The following is a 19856-nucleotide window of genomic DNA, read 5'->3' on the forward strand; positions in this document are numbered from 1 at the left end:
GCTCCTACTTTAATATGGAGCTTTTCATAGTGTTGAAAAACAAAACAATCCATAGAATTTTTGTGAAAGGTGAAAATGAATTTCCGTTGCAGGCTACTTGTTTTCCTGTGGGCGAGTGCCGAATCGCTTCCACCGCTACCGCCCTGTTTAGAGTTTTGCCTGTCTCGCTATCCCACGGGAGTCAAGTAGCCTTCCACTCAACCCCATAAATATTTAACTTTTAGCAAAGGTTTTCAGATAAAGTGAAGGTGTTCACTACTCTTTATGAAGAGGGTGTTGTCACGCATCACTTCTCCACATTTTTCACTACTGTTAGTATGAAAGAAAAGGAAAAGACACTTTTACAGAATGGTTGATTGGAGTGAAGCCAGCGGAACGGAAATCAACCCCTCACCTTGCTAAAATATCTTTTTCTGCTAGTGATATGATCTTTTTTCAACAAAGTGAAAAGCTCCTATTCAATATGGAGCTTTTTATATGCTTATTCTAAAGAACTATAATCCATGTTGCGGCAGACGTGCAACGATGGAGATGCCTTGCAGATTCTGGTTATGCTTCATAAACGTTTTACGCATTAACAATACACGCTTCCAAGCTTGCGAATTAGTTGCTACATTTTTTAGGATTTTTAGGACGCCAAATAACCCCTCATCTTCAATTAAGCGTTTCGGATAGAGGAGGTGCATAGGTGCCGTTTCAACATGCTCTATAACAAAACCATGTTGCCTTAAAGCATCCTCCCATTCCTCCATTGTTAGTGGTAGTGCATTGACTTTAATAGCATTGACCAGATCTTTACGAATATCCTCACGTTGATTACTAGCGATAGTAGAAGGGGTCAAACACATCTCATGGATGGCATATGTGCCACCAGGCTTTAATATTCTTTTTGCCTCACTAATAATGGCATTTTTTTGTTTAGCAGATTGCATGGTCAACATGGCTTCCCCATATACAACAGTTGCACAAGTATTTGGTAAACCAGTTTGCTCAGCACTACCAATAATACAACGTTGAGTTTCCCCATTTAAATAACTTCTTACTTTTGTAGCAGCTTCCTCATCACGTTCAATCGCTATATAGGTAGGATTTTTTTCCAAGGTCATTTTTGCGGTAATACCAAGCCCAGGCGCAAACTCTACAACATAGTCTTGTTCTGTAATGGCTAGATGCTTAAGCATTTGTCGTGTCATTTGAATGCCACCAGGGCGAAGTACTGTTTTTCCCAAGTTTGCGAGCAGCCAATGTCCTGGCATTTTTTCATAATTTAAGGTATGTTTTTTCATTTATAAAATCCTCCTTTAGTTGAAAATGATTATTATTCTCATTATTATATAGGTAATGTATTAATTGATAATGTGATCTAAATCAAATTTGGGGGTATATGAATGGTCTGTCAAAAACAATATTGCTTCTCAAAGGTACCGATATTTCAAAATCTAAAAGGGCATGAAATGGAGGGAATTTCACGTATTATAACGCATCATCATTTTGATAAGGGAGACATTATATTACTTGCAGGTGATCGTAAGAAAAAATTATTTATCGTAAGACATGGACGAGCAAAAGTTTCTCATATATCTGCAGATGGTCGGGAGTATGTCATGAGAATATTAGAAGCAGGGGAATTTTTTGGTGATGTTACCTTGTTTAATGATGAACCACAAAAATCGACAGTAGAGGCACTGGAAAAAACAGAAATTTGCTCGCTTGATGGTGAGGAACTTATGAAGATATTAGCTGGTACACCTATTACCTTGTTTCATATGCTTGCCCAGCTTTCTGCACGTTTAGAGGAGACAGAAAATCACTTGAGTGAAGCTATTTCTAAAGAGGTGAGTGAAAGACTTGCTGCCTTTATTTTAAAATCAGCTACCTTGGCCAAGAGTGACACATTTCTATTGACACTAACAAAAAAAGATTTAGCTTCCTTATTGAATACTACAAGAGAAACCTTAAGTCGTCGTTTATCTGTATTCCAAAAAGAAGGGTATATAGAGATGACAGGAAAAAGAATTATCATTAAAAATTATGATGCTTTGGAAAATTTATTATAGCAAGACAGTTAATAGTTGATAAAATCAATGAATTTTGAAAAGATTGTCGAAATTGTGATATAGCTCATTGAAATAATGTACAAACAGTCTTATAATGAAGGTTGTAATGTCACCAAGACAAGATAAGGATGGTATTATGATGCGCTTTTTGCGATTTAAAGTAAACATTGTAATAACAAGTCATACGAATCGCTATCCAGCCCTTGTGACTGGTGATTGTGTAAGATATACGCTGTAACGACTGTTAAGTTTTACCTTAATGGTCTTTTTTACATGTAAGCAATAAAAAATAGTACTAGTGATGGCAAAGGAGAGTTCAAAATGTCAGAAACGAATAACCAAACACAGGCTGAACAAGTAACTGTGAGTAAAGAGCAATTAGATGTACTAGATCAATTATTAAAGCCTGAAGTTCAAGAATCACTTACAACTTTAGTTGAGCAATTACCAAAGTTAACTGAAATGATGACATTATTAACGAAATCATACGAGTTTGCTCAAGCTGTTGCAACAGACGAAGTGCTTAAAAACGATACTGTTGGAGCAGTAACAGAAATGGCTGGTCCTGTAGTTGGTTCTGCGAAAAACCTTGCAGCAACTGCAATTGAAGCGAAAGACCGTGCATCTGAAAGCCATGAAGTAATTGGCTTATTCGGTCTTGTGAAAATGTTAAAAGACCCTCAAGTTCAAAATGTTTTCCGTTTTGTTAATGCTTTCTTACAAGTAAGCTCAGAACGTAAAGCTAAATAAGACTCAAGGTAAATTCAATTCGTAAGGACGGAGGATTAATTAATCATGTCAAAAGAAATCGTCATCTTAGGTGCAGGTTACGCTGGCGTTTTAACTGCATTAACAGCACGTAAGTATCTATCAGCTGATGAAGCAAAAATTACTGTAGTAAACCAATTCCCAACACACCAAATTATCACTGAGCTTCACCGTTTAGCAGGTGGTACAATTGCAGAAGGTGCTGTTGCATTACCACTTAAAAAAATCTTTAAAGGTTTAGATATCGACCTACACATTGCAAAAGTATCAAAATTCAATGTGGATACTAAAAAAGTTGATCTAGATAATGGCTATACATTAACTTACGATACACTTGTAGTATCTTTAGGTAGCCAAACTGGGTTCTTTGGTATCCCAGGATTAGAAGAAAACTCTATGGTTCTTAAATCAGTAAATGATGCCAATAAAATTAACAAACATATTGAAGACCGCATTAAAGCATATGCACAATCTAAAGATGAAGCAGATGCAACAATCGTTATTGGCGGTGGCGGTTTAACAGGTGTTGAGCTTGTTGGTGAAATCGTGGACAACTTCCCGAAAATCGCTGCAAAACACGGTGTTAATTTTGCTGATCTTAAAATTAAACTTGTTGAAGCTGGTCCAAAAATCTTGCCAGTGCTTCCGGATACACTTATCCAACGTGCTACTGAAAGCTTAGCAAAACGTGGTGTAGAATTTATTACAGGTACACCAGTAACAGGTGTTGACGGCAACGTTATTTCTTTAAAAGATCGTGAACCAATTGTTGCAAATACACTTGTTTGGACAGGTGGGGTAGCTCCACTTCCAATCGTAGGCGAATCAGGTCTAGCAGCTGATCGTGGTAAAGCAACGATTAATGAATTCTTACAATCTACATCTCACGAAGATGTATTTGTTATTGGTGACGCATCTGTTGCACTACCAGCTGATGGAGGTCGTCCACTATACGCTCCAACAGCACAAGTTGCATGGCAAATGGGTGAATGTGCTGGTTATAATGTATTTGCACAATACAAAAACCAAGACATGCAATCATTCTCAGCTGTAAACTCTGGTACACTTGCAAGCTTAGGTCGTAAAGATGCTGTTGCTACAATAGGTGCGAGCAACACAGAGCTTAAAGGCCTTCCTGCAACATTAATGAAAGAAGCTTCTAATATTCGTTACCTAACACATATTAAAGCTTTATTCGGTTTAGCCTATTAAAAACATCACACTCACTACTATCACGATATGAAGCTGCTAGTAGTGAGTGTTTTTTTCTAAAAATGTATATTAATCACTTTAAATCCAGTAAAATAATTACATATTCAATATTCTATTTTCTGAGGTGATGGCTGTGTTAACAATGTTTCAATCAAAAAAAGTAGATATAGAGCAATTTAAGGCTAAAATTGATGAACTAAATGCAAAGCTGGACAAGAAAGATCATGAATTTCAAATTTTTTTAAATGAGTTACATAAGGATATCATTGAAACGATTGAACAACATAACAAGGTAAATGATCAGCATACTATTTTAGGAGAAATGGTCGCCGATATTGTAGGAGAGTTTAATAAAGTTGAGGATAGCACTATTCAATCCAATAAAATTTCTGAAAATGCGCTTGATAAAGGCAATTTATTAATTTCTTCCTCGGATCAAATGATGACGTTATCGGTTGAAAGCAAGCAGGCTGTCCAGGAGGTAGAACAGCTGATTGATGCGTTAGGAGAGCAGTCTCAAAAAACATCTTTAAGCATGAGTAATTTAAGTGAGCGCTCAAAGCAAATAGCAGAAATTGTAAATGTTATTGGAGAAATTTCAAATCAAACAAATTTACTAGCTTTGAATGCATCTATTGAGGCAGCAAGAGCTGGGGAGCATGGTAAGGGCTTTTCAGTTGTTGCTGAGGAAGTTCGCAAACTAGCTGAAAACACGAAAACTAGCACAGAAGATATTGCTAATTTAACAAAGAAAATTGAAGAACAAATTGGACTTGCTTACGAGGATAATAAAAATAACATGCAGCTTGTCACGGAAGGTATTGACAAAAGCGCTAAAACCTCAGTAAAAATTGATCAATTACTGCACATTATGACGAATGTTCAAACGGGAATTAATGAGCTATTAGCTTCAATCAAAGATCAAAAGCTATCAAACGAAGATGTTATGCATAAATTTAATACGACTACTGCCTTATTTGATGAAACAAATCGCGTACTAAAAAGCCATATTGATGAATCAGAAATTGTGACGAAAAAATTATTAGAGGCAGTCGATCAAGTAAAGCATTTCCCAACAGAAAGATAAATAATCTAACTTCATTCAATGGAAGTTTAAAAAAGCAAGAACCCTGCATAGCACCTCCTCAACTTCTTAGTGACTACTACAGGGTTCATTTAATTATTTCAAATCGCCAACTTCAGTCATTTCATTCCACAATTACATCTTTCATACCGCATCTTTCAAAGGCTTGAACACCAGCCGCGGTCTTCCACAAAACTCTCCTGCGATTAAACCTGTGCTAACGCTGACTCGATGACCAATCCTAAACAAGGATAAGGTAAAGCATTACGCCATATAAAACCTCTTTCAATTCTGTTTTGTTCATCCTAGATTAGTAGGTAACAATTCAGATGGGAGGATGTGAAAGCAATTTTTGCATGAAGCTCCTCTTTACTTAAAATAAACTTTTAATCAATGTATCAATCATGACAGGCATTTCTTTAAACGCACTATCCACATGCAATCGTTCTGTTTTTTGATGGGCATCCTTACCAAATGGACCGACATTTAATACAGGACCTTGTAATGCCGCCATTTCTTTAAATGGAATATGATACGTGTCGCCCCATACTGGTGTGTTCCGCTCAAATGCTAGCCATTCATTGGATGCATCGGAATAGTTGACATAGCTTAAATCACAAATGCCGTTAAAGTAGTGGATCTGCTCCACCTCAATATCGAATGTCCGAGCTGTTTGCTTCATTAATTCAATCGACTGTTTCACTAATGGATGATTGGATGAATTAATGGCTGGGTAGTAAGGTGGCGCATATAACAGAACTGTGGCAGGTGCTAATTCCTGACAGCGAATCATGAGCTGATCCACAATGCGAATGGATTTTTCACGATCATCCCATGCACTATGTTGCAGAACCTGCTGCTTAATCGCTTGTACTTCCTCAGCGCCTAATTTATCGATGGCGTGCTCCAATAATGCCTCGTAGCGTAAGACCTTTACTTTGCCCACACCCTGCACATTTTCTCGTGTACAAATGTCCTGATAGTGCGCATTGCAAGCAGCCATAGCCTGTAACGCAACTTCCTCAAAAATAGCCATCACTTCTGCAGCTGTCCGTTTTAACAAAAAGACATTGTAAAGTGCCGCAGCTCGATACGGTGTTTGTGTAGAATATTCCATTTTCAAATCTTTTAACTGTAGCGATACGGGTAGTGGCGTGCTTTCACCTAAATCTGTTTCACGGAAAAGCGGGTTCCACTCCATATGCTGTGTCATATAGGAGGCGATAAAGGTAGCCGTCATCCCTTTTAATGGTTCACCGACATGTGTCTCTTTTCCATAGAACAAGGCAGCAGGCATGATTTTACCAATTGTGCCTGAATAAATATATTCATTCGTATCCGATGGCCCTTGTGAAAAGGAAGGCTCACTATTTAAAAATAATTGATAGGATAAACCATGCTGTTCACGCAGTCTCACCAGTTCCACAACAGCCGCTCTCATACCAGCAGAGTTGACTTCCTCATCAGGAACAGTTGTTAAAATCAAATTAATCGGCCATTGCTCAAAGCTTGCCTTTTCAATTAACTGCATGTGTAAGGCAAGACCCATTTTCATATCCATTGTGCCGCGACCAAATAAATAATTCCCTGACTCCAAATCAATGCGAGCTGCCTCTGGTAAGTCTTTTAGGTATTTAGGCTCCAGTAGCTTTTTCGTTAGTTCTTCCGGATAAAAGGCTAACGGCTCTAGTTCGCCATATTCCTCCGTATGCACGGTATCAAAGTGGCTAATTAATACAACCGTTTCCGTTGCCGTTGGATGCTTATAGAAGGCTGTAACAGCGTTTCTTCCAAGTCCTGCATCATGTAATTCAATCAATTCCGGGTGTTTATCAAAATATGGAAGCGTTAACAATTTATCTTTTAAGCGAAAGGCAAATTCATTTTCACCCTTCGTTAATGTTCTGCTTTCCCAGCTCACAAGTTCACATAAGAGGGCACGTAGTTTTTCGGGTGTATCCCACATAAAAGTATTCATTATTTTTTCTCCTTTTATAGTAAAATGTTTTATTTTCAAGATGATATAAATAGAAAATTAGAAGGGAATTAAATATTTTTATTGTCATTTATTTTTCGCTATATGAAATTAAATCTACATAGTGGAATATAAATTCATCGTAAATGGAAAACAACAAATTGTCAATTTTAATTTTTGTGAATACTCGTAATTTTCCTTACTAATTAAGTGGAACTATGTATATATTTCATGTAGCATCTATTTATATGCATAAAAATTAGTTAAAATAAAATGAAACTACATTCAAAAGTAGGGGCTACATGTAAAAATTTGAGGGTACATAAAAATTTAATAAGTTGCATGAATATTATTTTCATAATGATTCCACTTAGTGCTAACTGGATCTATAAAAACCTTAAGATAGTGATCATATGGGGAAATGAAAGGGAGTAATTGTAATGATTCAATCAATCGAAAGAGCTATGTTAGTTATAAATATACTGGCGAAGCATCCGAAACGTTTTTTTACTGTGCAGGAAATTTTTAATGAAACAGACTTGCCAACGAGCACAATTTACAGATTATTATATACATTAGAAAGTTTTGATTTAGTAGAGAGAAATGAGAATAAAAAGGAATTTCGACTGGGCTATACATGGTTGCAACTTGGCATGAAAATGTATCACGAGACGGATATTAGAGAAAAAGCGCATCCTCTGTTAGAAAACCTTGCATATAATGTTCGCGAAACAATCTATTTAAGTATCGCCAAACAGTTTGCATCCATTATTATTGATCGAATTGATAGTCCTAAAAATGTCCGTATTATTGATATGATTGGCGAAAAAATCCCTTATCCTATCGGAGCTCCTAATAAAGTGTTGCTGGCGTTTTCTAAAAGCGATGTACAGGAACAATTTTTGAAACAACTTGAGGAGCCAGAGAAAGAAAAATTGATTGAGAACCTCAATGGTGTGAGAGAAAAAGGCTTTGCCATAAGCATTGGAGAAAAAACAAAGGGGACAGTATCCATAGCAGCTCCTATATTTGATTCAAATAAACAAATAATTGCAGCCATTAGTGCAGAGTGTTTTGAATATGATACAGATGAGGAAAAATTAGAGAGTATAACACAGGAAGTCATTAAAACAGCTCAGCAGCTGTCCCATGAGTTAGGATATATATAATAATTTCTTACTAAGATAAAAAACCATCTAGTGTCAATAATTAATCGACATTAGATGGTTAATTTTTTTCATGAAAAGGGGTTACTTTAGTTTTTCAATTATTGTTGCCTGCTATTCACAATCCTTTGATAATAGTGACCTTTCGTAGGTTGTACATTTAGCAATAGTAGAATAACAGCTACAACCAACATCATAAAGGATGCACTAACGACAACGGAGCGTATTGTTATCCATTCAGCAAAAATCCCAAAAATAGCAGTAAGTATAATAATAAAAAGGGCTTCAAAAAATCCATAAATACTTCCTATTCGACCCATGCTCTTAGAGGGTATATTATTTTGATAAAATGTATAAAATCCTGTATTCGCAAAGGCGGTTGCAAAGGATAAGACAAAGCAACCTAAAGCAGCTATAAAAAAAGAAAATGATGATGTAAATATCAAATAACCTAATGCTGTTATGAGAGATCCCATACCTATTAACCAAGAAGTTGGTATTTTTTCAACAATAACGGAATTAGTTAGCGAGCCAATTAATACACCCACTCCCGCAATACTGACTAGAATACCATATTCTCCTTCAGATAAAGCTAATATTTGTGTTGCAAAGGCAGCCTCTAAAGAATCAGTAGCTGTCATCAAGACAATAGTGATGCTAAACAATAAATAGATGACCATTACATAGGAATTTTTTAAGCTAAAGCGTATGACCATTTGCCAATCTTGAAGCAATACGCGATAAAGCGATGTTTTTTCGGTATTACGATCAAACTTTTCAAAGGCTTCAACATTGGGCATTTTGAACGTTATACAGGCTGATAGAAATAAAGCAATCGCGTTTAAATATATAGCCATATGAGGTGTTCCGACTGTAAATAGCAAGCCTGCAATAGCTGGTCCAGTTAGAAATGCACCAGAGTCGAGCAAGCTGCGTAATGAATTAAAACGTTTCCTTTGTTCGATAGGTATTAACTTAGTGATATAAGTCATAGATGTTGGATGATACATAGAGCTAGCAACTGTAATGATAAAGACAAAGACATACATCCATACTAGGCTAGAAAAGAAGGGGAGTATGACAATGAGTATAGATTGAAAAATATTTAAAATAATCATTAGCTTTTTCTTATTAAAACGATCGATTAGGCTTCCTGACCAAAAATTAGTGAACAAGGATGAGATTGCTCTTACTATATACAAGCCAGAAACAGCCAGAGCAGATTGTGTAAGATTTAATACAAGGAGATTTAAGGCAATAAAATAGATCCATCCACCAATACTGGAAACACCAATACTACATAATAGAATGGCAGGATACCGCCAGCTCTCTAAAGATTTTCTCATATAAATTCCTCCTTAAGCAAAATGATGATTTGCAAAATAAAAAATCCCACCCCCAAGACGATTAGTCTTAGGGACGAGATTGTGGAATTTATATACTCACGTGGTGCCACCCTAGTTCACTATTATGTCACCATAATAGCCTTTCAGTACGGCATAGTGCCTATGCTTATACTGTAACTCTATAACGGGAGTTCCCGTCGCACCATCATTCAAACAAAATCCAATGCGCTACTCCGAGACTTGTTTCAATAATTCGTTCTTACTCGTTTTCAGCAATCCGAGCTCTCTGGGAAGAACAGCCTTATTTACTCTTCTCTTCAATGTATTTTTGCTAGTGTAGCATATGTACATGATTCTGGTAAATAGTACTATAAAAATATTACTAATAATTTTGTAGAAAGATTTTTAATTGTGTCATCAGCGATTGGCAGTGCTGTATGGATAAATCAACATTCAAAGGAATTTCAAGGGAATGATCGAGGTCCTCAAAAACAGCAAGCTGGAGAGTAGTAAGTTGCGCCAGTTTTTCCTGTGAATAATAAGGATCCGCAGTACCGATTGCCAAAAATGCATGTTTGTCTAATAGATTTGCCATTGTATGTTGAAGAGATAGTAATGGGGTGAAGAGAATATAACGAGCAGGAATAAAAGGAGTCTGCTGCATATAAAAGTCGATAATAGGCATAGTACCTAAAGATTTTCCTAGATAGACGACTTCTCTATAAGGTTTTGATTGCAAACTGTTTTCTACAATAGGGTTGGCAACTTGATAGACCATTTTTGATATGGCTTGTGAGTCCTGTTCGAATTGCTGTTGCTCAAACGTATAATTGATTTGAATGACATCATAGCCAAGTTCTAGCATTAATGCCGTAGAATAATAAAGTATAGGTTTATCATAGGTATAGCCCGTGCCGGAGAACATAAAGCATAACTTATCGCTTTTTCTATCAAAAAAGTTGTAGGATATACCGTTATACATGGCTTGCTTAGGTTTGATTTTCATGAAGATTCCTCCATTTATAGTAATGATAGTTTATAATTGTACTATAGCAAAGGGGGAGAAATTTATGAAGGCTATTATTATCAATGAGTTTGGAGCACCTGATGTTTTAACACCTATTGATTGTCCAAAACCGATTATTTCTGAGGGTGAAATCTTAATACGGACAACCTATACAAGCGTCAATTTCGCAGATATTAAAAACCGTACAGGTAATAAAGCTAAAGCAAAATTTCCGATGGTTCTTGGTTTAGATGTTGCAGGGGTGATAGAAGAAGTTTTTAATGATAACAGTGGCTTTCAAAAGGGTGACCAAGTTATCGCCTTCCCGAAAAACGGTGCTTATGCAGAATTTGTTGTAGCAAAGGAACAACTGGTTTTTAAAGTTCCTAGTGATGTACCAATCGAGAAGGTGGCAGCTGTACCAACTGTTTTATTTTTATCGTATATGTTAACACATCAAATAGCAGCAATTGGTCAGCAGGATGCCGTCTTAATTCATGCTGCTTCTGGTGGAGTCGGGACAATGCTTATCCAAATGGCAAAAAGGCTAGGAGCTAAACTGATTATTGGTACGGTGAGTAGTTTGGAGAAGGCCTCAATCGTTTATCAGCTCGGCGCAGATCACGTGCTTACATATGATCAATTCAGTACACATGTCAATGAACTAACAAAGGGTCGTGGCGTTGATATCGTGTATGATTCCATTGCAGGAGCTGTCACAGAGGAAAGTTTAACTTGTTTAGCACCTTATGGCACGCTTGTCCAATTCGGAAATAGTGGAGGCAGAGCAGGCAATATAAAAACATCAGATTTACACAGTAGCTGCCGCAATATAAAAGGATTTAGCTTAGGTACGACAAGAGCTTTGAAGCCAGAACTGTTACAGCAGGTTGCACAGGATATTTTTTCTTTGTTAAAAGATGATAGTTTCCAGGTGCCAATTGCTAAAATATTTCCCTTAGAGGAAATGCAAAAGGCCCATGAATTTATGGAAAGTCGCCAGCATCAAGGGAAAATACTTATTAAAATATAAAAATACAAAAAGATGACGCTCCAAAATGGGTGTCATCTTTTCAACGTCTATCAGCGATCTAGTTCAGTAAGCTTTTCATAAATACGTCTTTTTCGGTACAGCATCGTACCAGTTTCGGCTACATCCTGAATCATGCCTTTATTGGCATAGGCTCCAAAAACCATCCCTGCAATAGGAATCATTTGAAACAGCTTTTTCCAGCCTAGTTGATCTCGATACGTGTAAAATACTTCCTGCCATCCTTGAAGCTGAGAAATCATATTATCTGAAGCCTTTTTCGAGCTGTTCATAGTAGAAAGCTCCTGTAGGATTGCTTCTTTACCAACAATATCAGCAGAAGTAAATTGTAGACATTTTACAATAAAAATACGTTCCATTTTATCATTCGGATCATAGCCATGAATGATCGCTATTTCTTGCAATGTTTTGAGTGCAGTTCCTAAAATCATTGGAATATCAATAGCTAAAGTAAAGATGCCACCAAAGCCAGTAGAGGCTCCTTGTACAGTAGCAAATTTTACTCGGTCATTTTGTAATTGATCACTGAGAGTGATCATGTCCTCTAAAGGAATCTGACCAATATCAGATATAGTTAAAATATGCTGTGTGGAAGAATAGTCACGGATTTTTTGTATCATGGCTTGTTCATTGATTAAATACTTTCCACCTGACTGAATATAATTGCCTAGTTCATCGACCAATAAAGCAATTTTATTTTGAAGAAAGGCGGGTGTCACTTTATCTAATAATTTAAATGGTATTCTTCCTAATTTCTCCCAAAACCATAAATCCTTTTGATCTTTTTCCCACACTTGAATCTCTTGTAAATACTGCTCTAATAACTCTCGGTTCTCCATGATTGTCTTATCCCCTTATGTGTCCATTTAACTTTAAATACGAAAAATACTATATAAAGTTTCGCTTTATTTAAATGAGATTTCGACAAACTAATGAATCACATACTATTGCCAAACGGACGCAAGGAGTGCAATTCCTTCATTTATTTGCTGAAGCGTCAGTCCACCATATCCTATAATGACCATCGTTTCATTCGTACCATCCTGATAGGAGGTAGAGCATGGATATACTTGAACTCCTACCTCTTGAGCAAGCTGGATCGCTCTACTCTCGGTGAGATGTTGGGGTAGCTTGATGACAATATGTAGTCCAGATTTTTCACCGATTACTTGAAATTCATTTGAAAAATGTGTAGAGATGGCGGTCAATAATGCTTGCTGCTTTTTACGATAGATTGTTCGCATTTTTGCTAAATGCTTATCGAATAGACCTTGTGCAAGAAAGTCCGCCAAGACAAGCTGGTCTACTTTGGAGACAACTGATTTTTGCTCATCATGAAAAGTCATAAACGGTCCTACTAGAGACTTTGGAAGGATCATATAACTAATGCGTAATGATGGGAGCAATGTTTTTGAGAATGTTCCGAAATAGATGACATGCTGAAGTTGATCCATTTTGGCTAAAGAGGGAATTGGCAGCCCCTTATAACGAAATTCGGAATCATAATCATCTTCTATAATAAGAGCCTCGTTCAAGTTGGCCCATTGTAACAATGCTGCTCTTCTTTCCATGGTCATAATCATGCCTAAAGGAAATTGATGAGCGGGTGTTGTGTATAACATGTGAATTATTTTTCGAGGTAGGGTAATTCCTGAATAATCCACAGGAATCGCCTCTGTGGACAATCCACATTGTTGGAAAACGGCACGTACTCGTTTAAAGCCTGGCTCCTCTAATCCAACACGTGTCGCTGGACCAAGAAAATGACAAAGAGCCTGAAGCTGGCTTTGTGTACCACTATAAACAAATACCTGTGAAGCATCACAACTAACCCCACGAGAACGTTCTACATAGCGAGCAATCTCTGTGCGTAAAATCGTCTCTCCTGCCCAAGGGCTTGTTGATAAGTTGTTACTATTAAAATGCTTTTTTATAAGCTTGTGCCAAGCAGTATAGGGAAAAGCCTCGTTATCCACATGCCCATTAGTAAAATCAAATTGTATATTGTTAGGGATACTATTACTTGTAGCAGACACATGCTGGGGTACTTGCTGTAGCCAATCAAATTCAAAGGGAGCAATAAAATAGCCAGATCGCTCTTTGCTATAAATATAGCCTTCTGCAAGTAATTGCTCATAGGCTTCTTTTATAGTGTGTACACTCACATCCAATGTTAGGGCGAGAGCTCGCTTAGAAGGCAATTGTTTGTGAGCAAGTAATTTTTTAGTGATAATAGCATGCTTTATTTCTTCATAGATTTGAATGTATTTCGCCAAATCCCCTCTAAATATAATGGCTAGCTCCACATAGATGCCTCCTTTGGTATGGTTGATTTTTTAGTAATTGGTTATATCTATCATATCAATTTTACCGTTAAATAAGTAAAAAAGGAGTGAAGTGTAATGGAATTTATAACATTAGAAAATGAAGTGGTTAAACTAAAACCTTTAGAATTGAGCGATTTACCAGAAATTTTAGAGACAGGGAGTTATCCAGAAATTTGGTCACATATGTCCACAACGATAGAAAAAAAGGAGGATGTGAATAACTTTGTGGAAAACGCATTAAGAGCCAAAGACGAAAAAACAGAATTTCCATTTGTGATTGTGGATAAACAATCAGGGGATATTATTGGTTCTACTCGTTTTATGGATATTGATGACAAGCATCAGCGATTAGAAATTGGCTATACATGGCTAACACCCGCATACTGGCGTACAGCTATTAATACTAACTGTAAGTATTTGCTCTTACAATACTGTTTTGAGCACCTTCATTTACAACGCGTGCAAATAAAAACGGATCATGATAATATCCGTTCCCAAAAGGCAATTGAGCGCATTGGTGCCACAAAAGAGGGAATCTTGCGTAATCATATGATTCGCAAGGATGGTACAACAAGGCATACCGTTATGTATAGTATTACAATTGAAGAATGGCCACAGGTGAAAAAACATTTAGAGAAGCTCTTAGTGCAATTTGGATAAATATAGGTATAAAATGGTATTTATTTAATTCATAAAACCGTTTTTTCTTATAAAAAGTGTCAAAAAATAAAGGGAAGGGTAGAGTAGAGTACCGAAAAATTGAAAGAGGGTAATCTACTTGAAACCAAAATATACTTTAAGACAAATTTATGGCGATAATGCTGTGTATACACCAAGAACACCGTATAGTGATAATCCGTGGATGATGGATGATCCTCATAAGCTGGATGCTTTAACCTCAAGAGAAGTTGCTATTGCTGATATCCCGGTGCTAGTACATCGAGCCACACAAACAGAAAAAGCCCAAGAGCTTCATCAACTAGCAGGACTACCATGGATTGAACAGCCCTATAGCTATGAGACACAGGAGGAATATTTGGCACTGATCCAAACTTGGTGTGAGGAAGGGAAGACCATTGTGTGCCAATATATACATGACCTGGAGCATATGGATCGTCAATGTTATTGGATGGATGCAGAGAAATTTAATGAGTTGAATACAAAAGCATATATCGATCATTTAATCGATAGCAAATTTGTGCCAAGTCGTCTAAATGTGGAGACGTATAGACTTTCAGATGCCATTAAAAATTGGCAGCCACCTGTAGTACTAAAGCCTGGCGATGATTCTCCAACATCGGGAGGATATGGCGTAACCATTTGTCATAACAAAGAGGAACTGACAGAAGGTTTACGTCAATTTCGGATGACGGGAACTGAAAGTATAATCATTGAGGAGCTTTTACAGACAAAGGACAACTATAGTTGTCAATTTGTTTACTCGGAGGAGCTTGGCATTCAATACTTAGGAGCTTCCCAGCAAATTACGGATGACAACGGCATTTATGAGGGGAATATCATTGTAGATAAAGTACCCGAAAAAGTAATTGAAGTAGGAAAACATATTATGGAACGCGGTGTTGAGGAGGGCTTTGTTGGTGTGGCAGGCTTTGATTTAATTGTCACTGAAGCTGGTGATGTTCAAGCGATAGACTTAAATTTCCGTCAAAATGGTTCAACCTCTATGCTGATGTTTCATGAAGCTTTAGGAAAGCCCATCAATAAATTTAGCTCCTATTCAGCGCAAAGCCCACAACAGAATGATTACTTCTATCAAACAATCAAAAAATTTATAGAACAGGGAATGTTATTTCCCTTATCTTTCTATGATGGAGATTATTTTGAGGAGCCCGTAGCTTCTAGATTTGTCGGTGTATGGTACGCAGATACGCTAAAAGAGATTGAAAAGCTGGAAAAGGAATTATTATAGGAAGAAAAGAATGGTCTTTAATCTTATATGTACTAAATGCAATAGAACCCCTTTGGATAAAGGGTTTAAGTTTTAGTATATATACTAAAACTTTGGCAAGAGTTAGCGTCAGAAAAATGCGGATTTATAACGTTAAGAAATATGCATAATTTTATTCATTAAAGTCGATAGTGCAGCAGTGTTCCAAATACCACTAAAGCATTGCTATGGCCTATTTTTGAAGAACGTGCATAAAAACATGTATAAATAATGTTCACAAGGAAAGGCACGAACGTTGATGGTACAACATTCGTGCCTTTTTTTGGCGTGTCCAAACTTTGATTTGGGAACGTTATTAGGTTAATTTTTGTATGCATTATTAATCATTGTTGCACCAAATTTCTTATACGTTTCCTTCTCAGTTATTTCCTTAATAGTTTTAATAAATGGTTCTTTCTTATATATATGTAGGCCTATAGAACTTATATTTAGAAGCAAGGTAACATATTCTTTAGCTAAATTTGGATGTAATCTAAGTTAATCTCGAAATAATAATTTTTCGTACCTTTTCATTGCTGTTAATTTCACAAATATGTAGATAACAAATCTCCTGGCCCTATCCACCAATTAATACTAAAAAAATTTCCCATTTTAAATGAACTTTTCAAATCACTCATTTGTATAGTAAGTGAATATCCAAAAAAGGAGGAAATATACAATGGGGGAAATCAATAATTGCAAAGTCTGCGGTAAAGATTCATTCGCTGTAGGTGAGCTAGGTCATGGTTATGCCAATGTAAGGCCTGCTAATAAAATCTTTTCTACGGGAACACCTTTGCTCGTTACGTATTGTCAAAGTTGTGGCGAAGTCGCTTCTCTTAAAGTAAAAGAGCTTGGAAAGCTGAAAGTTTGGTAAGATTTATCATTTCAATTCAAAATAAAAAGGGAGAGAGTTTAAATGTTAATTTTACAAGACCTAAAAAAATCTTACACAAATACGACAATATTAAAAAGTGTTTCTGCTATCTTCCAGCTTGGCCAATGCTATCTAATCCTAGGTGAAAATGGTGCAGGTAAATCTACACTTTTTAGATGTATTACAGGAGATGAAAAATTCGAGCGTGGTACAATTCACTCTAAGCTAGAAGGGGATGTAGCCGATTTATGTGCATTACAGTACCAAAGTTTTGAAAGCTATTCATTTTTAAAAATCAAAGAAGTCATTCAATTATTTTCAACACTCATCAAACAACCAGCCAAGCTCGATTTACTCCATGAGCTACTTGAATTTAAAAAATATGAGAATACGCTCATAAAAAATGCATCTGGTGGACAACGAAAAGCACTTTCGCTCTATTTGGCATTTTTGATGAACAAACCATTCATTTTACTAGATGAGCCGTTTGCGGACTTAGATTTAAAGAAAAAAAGCCTTTTACTCGATTTTTTAAAGGATCAGGTACAAAAGTACAAAAAATGCTTAATTATCATTAGCCATGAGGTAAGTGGCGTAGAATCTTTATTTGATTTTGTTTATTTCATGAAAGATGGTGCATTTATTGAAGGGGATACATCAACAGCCTTACAAGAAAAGTATAAAAATCCATTATTTTTAGGATTAGAGGGCGTTTATTTTGAAGTGACTGGACAAATGTTAGGAGGAAACTAATGATGAAAATAGCAGTAACAAAGAGTTTTATACTCGAGACAATTCGCAACTATGGTGTATTTATTGGAAACTTACTACCGGCCTTTCTCTTTATCTTCGTCTCCTGGGTTTGTACCCTAGGTATGAAAAGTGATGCTACATCAGTAGATTTTATCATTAAAGGGCAGTTTTTTCCGATTTCAATTATGCTATTAACCTTCTCTTTTGCTTTTTCAAGTGCTACCATTTATTTGGCAGATTTAAAAACAACAAAGACTTTACAATGGCTTAAGCGTACTGATATTTCGCCCCTGAATTATTTTATCGGCATGGGACTGGGTGTATTTTTATTAATGAATTTGGCACTCTTACTTGTTCTACTCGGTTATCGACTATTAATTGAAATGACATTTGAATCAGCTATTGCAATTATTTTTATTTGTAATTTCGTATTACTCGCACTCTATCCATTATGCTTTATCATTGCAGGTCTGGTTAAAAATGGAAAAGTAGCGCAAAGCATGCTCGTACCAATTATGCTCATACTCATGTTTTCCATTACGATGCCATCTTTATTTATTACATTAGCTGGCAATGAGCCTCAAGAATATTATGCCTTTCTATCTTGGAATCCAATGCTCTATTTAAATGATACAATGCAATTTCAGCTAAATTTAATTGAGCAAACATGGTTACCGATGTACCAATACTTCATCATTTTAACGTTTGCAGGCCTGTTCTTCATTATGCTAGCGAGAAAAATTTACATGCGATAGGACTGAAAAAAATGGATATTGGTTTTATAATTTCGTTATTTGTTGGAGGAATCATGATGGTACTGCTATTTGCCATCCTCATTCCTTTCTTTCGAAAATATATTGTACGTGAAAATGGCAAAATAAATTATGCAAAAACAGTAATTTATTTACGTTGGAACGTTTTTGATACGATTACGCTTCTTCTAGCGATTTACACAATTGTCTGTGTGCAAGGTTTAAATATTTTATTGTCCTCTGGTGAAACAATCGACAATCCATACGTGCAATTTTTCACGAATCAGGCACAGGCTTGGATCATAGTGATAGTTGTTTATTTTGTTATGCGCATATCTGCAACGATTAAAAGTATTCAAGCACGACTAGATGATATTGATGATGAGTAATGAGGAGATCATGCAAGCCTACTTAGCAGGAGAAAAAGAGGCATTAGGCATTCTTTACGAGCGTCTAAACGAACCTCTTTATTGCTTTCTTTATCGGTATACGCGAGAGGAACAGTTGAGCATCGATATTGTACATGACACTTTCGAAATCATCCAATCAAAAAAGCTGCACTTTGATGCAAATATTGGCACGGTGAAATCTTTTCTCTTTCAAATCGCATATCGTCGTATGCTGAATAAATTAAACCGTCGAAAAAGGTGGCAAACGCTCTTGCCTTTTCTAGTACCTACACCAAATATGACGTTACAAAATGAGGAAACACTCGTTATTCAGCAGGCCGTTTCCAAACTACCTGAAAAACAGCGTGCGGTCATTTTGCTTGCTTATTATGAGGATTTACCACAGGAAGAAATAGCGCAAATTTTAAATATCCCAGTGGGTACGGTGAAATCACGTTTACATAATGCCATGAAAGCTTTAAAGCTCGTACTAAAGGAGGACTTCCAGCATGAAAGAAGAGTTTAGAAAAGAAAAAGCACTTTCAAAGCAACTCGAACAATATAAAATTGAAATACCAACGCATCAATTAAACAAAAGGTTAACGCTGTACGAGCGCTTTATTCGCTACTTAGCATCGCCAACTAAGGACCCTTTAGAACACGTAACTGCCAGCTCCTCTGGCTTACTTTCATTAAAGATACTTCCTTTGCCATTCGTTATTTTACTCGCTTTTTTACAAGGGCTGTTACTTTAGATAAATCGATAGCCTACTCTAGAGATGAGTAGGCTAATTTTAAGTATAAACAATATTCCCAAAGCGTTGGTTGGGTACTTTATGTTGCTTACCGTTGTAAATCCGTATGAACCCGAATAAGAAATTATTTTTATTATTTAGTTCTAAAGGTATAGGTGCTATATTTAGTAAGTTAGAAAAATTTGTGAAAAAACTATAATGCTCTTTCCATACAAGGTACTACATCTTCTAAAGCTGCCCAATCTTCCAATTATACCCACGGAATGCTGTAAATGATAACCCCATTGCCATCGCAAATTTATAATTTTTACCTGTGGTATACATATAAAGATTTATTAAAGTTGCTACTATTTCAATAAGACCTAATATTAACCATATAATTATACCTCT

Annotated in this window: 20 protein-coding genes, 1 pseudogene and 1 other annotated feature; of the genes and pseudogenes, 14 read left to right on the top strand and 7 right to left on the bottom strand. The window is 36.3% G+C overall.

Annotated features, from left to right (window positions below; translation table 11 throughout):
• Nucleotides 1-494: 494 nt before the first annotated feature.
• A complete protein-coding gene (locus tag MHB40_RS01640; RefSeq protein ID WP_342442283.1) occupies nucleotides 495-1286 on the bottom strand; it encodes a methyltransferase domain-containing protein in 792 nt (263 codons plus the stop codon).
• A gap of 102 nt (nucleotides 1287-1388) precedes the next feature.
• Between MHB40_RS01640 and MHB40_RS01645 the strand changes: the two genes are divergently transcribed.
• The 4 genes from MHB40_RS01645 (at nucleotide 1389) to MHB40_RS01660 (ending at nucleotide 5124) form a co-directional block, all read left to right on the top strand.
• Nucleotides 1389-2057, top strand: coding sequence for a Crp/Fnr family transcriptional regulator (locus MHB40_RS01645; protein ID WP_342442284.1), 669 nt, complete (start codon nucleotides 1389-1391; stop codon nucleotides 2055-2057).
• Nucleotides 2058-2378: 321 nt separating this feature from the next.
• Nucleotides 2379-2807: a DUF1641 domain-containing protein gene (locus MHB40_RS01650; RefSeq protein WP_205446557.1), complete on the top strand. Its 429-nt coding sequence runs from the start codon at nucleotides 2379-2381 to the stop codon at nucleotides 2805-2807.
• A gap of 45 nt (nucleotides 2808-2852) precedes the next feature.
• Nucleotides 2853-4037, top strand: coding sequence for an NAD(P)/FAD-dependent oxidoreductase (locus MHB40_RS01655; protein WP_342442285.1), 1185 nt, complete (start codon nucleotides 2853-2855; stop codon nucleotides 4035-4037).
• Between the two features lie 127 nt (nucleotides 4038-4164).
• Nucleotides 4165-5124 (top strand): methyl-accepting chemotaxis protein, encoded by a 960-nt coding sequence (locus MHB40_RS01660; RefSeq protein WP_342442286.1) that lies wholly within the window; start codon nucleotides 4165-4167, stop codon nucleotides 5122-5124.
• Nucleotides 5125-5494: 370 nt separating this feature from the next.
• Here MHB40_RS01660 and MHB40_RS01665 read toward each other — a convergent pair whose 3' ends face one another.
• Nucleotides 5495-7099: a M20/M25/M40 family metallo-hydrolase gene (locus MHB40_RS01665; protein ID WP_205446560.1), complete on the bottom strand. Its 1605-nt coding sequence runs from the start codon at nucleotides 7097-7099 to the stop codon at nucleotides 5495-5497.
• Between the two features lie 437 nt (nucleotides 7100-7536).
• On the opposite strand from MHB40_RS01665, the gene MHB40_RS01670 reads away from it, so the two are divergent.
• A complete protein-coding gene (locus MHB40_RS01670) occupies nucleotides 7537-8265 on the top strand; it encodes an IclR family transcriptional regulator (RefSeq protein ID WP_342533751.1) in 729 nt (242 codons plus the stop codon).
• A gap of 98 nt (nucleotides 8266-8363) precedes the next feature.
• On the opposite strand, the gene MHB40_RS01675 is transcribed toward MHB40_RS01670, so the two are convergent.
• Both MHB40_RS01675 and MHB40_RS01680 read right to left on the bottom strand, forming a co-directional pair.
• Complete coding sequence (locus tag MHB40_RS01675) at nucleotides 8364-9608, bottom strand: MFS transporter (RefSeq protein ID WP_342533752.1); 1245 nt, start codon at nucleotides 9606-9608, stop codon at nucleotides 8364-8366.
• Between the two features lie 66 nt (nucleotides 9609-9674).
• Nucleotides 9675-9938: a binding site (T-box leader), on the bottom strand.
• A 52-nt stretch (nucleotides 9939-9990) separates the two neighbouring features.
• Complete coding sequence (locus tag MHB40_RS01680) at nucleotides 9991-10614, bottom strand: hypothetical protein (protein ID WP_342533753.1); 624 nt, start codon at nucleotides 10612-10614, stop codon at nucleotides 9991-9993.
• A gap of 64 nt (nucleotides 10615-10678) precedes the next feature.
• Here MHB40_RS01680 and MHB40_RS01685 point away from each other — a divergent pair, with 64 nt between their 5' ends.
• Nucleotides 10679-11647 carry a zinc-binding dehydrogenase gene (locus MHB40_RS01685; protein WP_342533754.1) on the top strand — a complete coding sequence of 323 codons (969 nt, stop codon included), beginning with the start codon at nucleotides 10679-10681 and terminating at the stop codon, nucleotides 11645-11647.
• Nucleotides 11648-11697: 50 nt separating this feature from the next.
• Here the strand turns inward: MHB40_RS01685 and MHB40_RS01690 are convergent, their stop codons facing one another.
• On the bottom strand, nucleotides 11698-12504 hold the full coding sequence (locus MHB40_RS01690) for an EcsC family protein (RefSeq protein WP_342533755.1): 807 nt from the start codon (nucleotides 12502-12504) through the stop codon (nucleotides 11698-11700).
• 105 nt (nucleotides 12505-12609) lie between these two features.
• The gene (locus MHB40_RS01695; protein ID WP_342533756.1) at nucleotides 12610-13971 is read right to left on the bottom strand and encodes a PLP-dependent aminotransferase family protein; all 1362 of its coding nucleotides are present in this window, start codon (nucleotides 13969-13971) and stop codon (nucleotides 12610-12612) included.
• A 96-nt stretch (nucleotides 13972-14067) separates the two neighbouring features.
• Between MHB40_RS01695 and MHB40_RS01700 the strand changes: the two genes are divergently transcribed.
• From MHB40_RS01700 to MHB40_RS01735, 8 genes are all read left to right on the top strand, one after another.
• Entirely contained in the window at nucleotides 14068-14652 is a 585-nt protein-coding gene (locus tag MHB40_RS01700) for a GNAT family protein (RefSeq protein WP_342533757.1), read from the top strand.
• Nucleotides 14653-14770: 118 nt separating this feature from the next.
• Nucleotides 14771-15922: an ATP-grasp domain-containing protein gene (locus tag MHB40_RS01705; RefSeq protein WP_342533758.1), complete on the top strand. Its 1152-nt coding sequence runs from the start codon at nucleotides 14771-14773 to the stop codon at nucleotides 15920-15922.
• A 697-nt stretch (nucleotides 15923-16619) separates the two neighbouring features.
• Entirely contained in the window at nucleotides 16620-16817 is a 198-nt protein-coding gene (locus MHB40_RS01710) for a hypothetical protein (protein WP_342533759.1), read from the top strand.
• Between the two features lie 42 nt (nucleotides 16818-16859).
• Nucleotides 16860-17570, top strand: coding sequence for an ATP-binding cassette domain-containing protein (locus MHB40_RS01715; RefSeq protein WP_342533760.1), 711 nt, complete (start codon nucleotides 16860-16862; stop codon nucleotides 17568-17570).
• Complete coding sequence (locus tag MHB40_RS01720; protein ID WP_342533761.1) at nucleotides 17570-18325, top strand: ABC transporter permease; 756 nt, start codon at nucleotides 17570-17572, stop codon at nucleotides 18323-18325. Before MHB40_RS01715 ends, MHB40_RS01720 begins: the two co-directional genes overlap by 1 nt.
• Before the next feature lie 11 nt (nucleotides 18326-18336).
• Entirely contained in the window at nucleotides 18337-18711 is a 375-nt protein-coding gene (locus MHB40_RS01725) for a group-specific protein (RefSeq protein WP_205446572.1), read from the top strand.
• Nucleotides 18692-19237: an RNA polymerase sigma factor gene (locus tag MHB40_RS01730; RefSeq protein WP_342533762.1), complete on the top strand. Its 546-nt coding sequence runs from the start codon at nucleotides 18692-18694 to the stop codon at nucleotides 19235-19237. The genes MHB40_RS01725 and MHB40_RS01730 overlap by 20 nt, the downstream gene beginning before the upstream one ends.
• Nucleotides 19221-19466, top strand: coding sequence for a hypothetical protein (locus MHB40_RS01735; RefSeq protein WP_342533763.1), 246 nt, complete (start codon nucleotides 19221-19223; stop codon nucleotides 19464-19466). Before MHB40_RS01730 ends, MHB40_RS01735 begins: the two co-directional genes overlap by 17 nt.
• Before the next feature lie 129 nt (nucleotides 19467-19595).
• On the opposite strand, the pseudogene MHB40_RS01740 reads toward MHB40_RS01735, so the two are convergent.
• A pseudogene (locus MHB40_RS01740) lies at nucleotides 19596-19844 on the bottom strand (hypothetical protein); the annotation flags it as partial.
• Nucleotides 19845-19856 lie beyond the last annotated feature (12 nt).

Source organism: Lysinibacillus sp. FSL K6-0057, assembly GCF_038630885.1.
GTDB classification, from domain to species: domain Bacteria; phylum Bacillota; class Bacilli; order Bacillales_A; family Planococcaceae; genus Lysinibacillus; species Lysinibacillus fusiformis_F.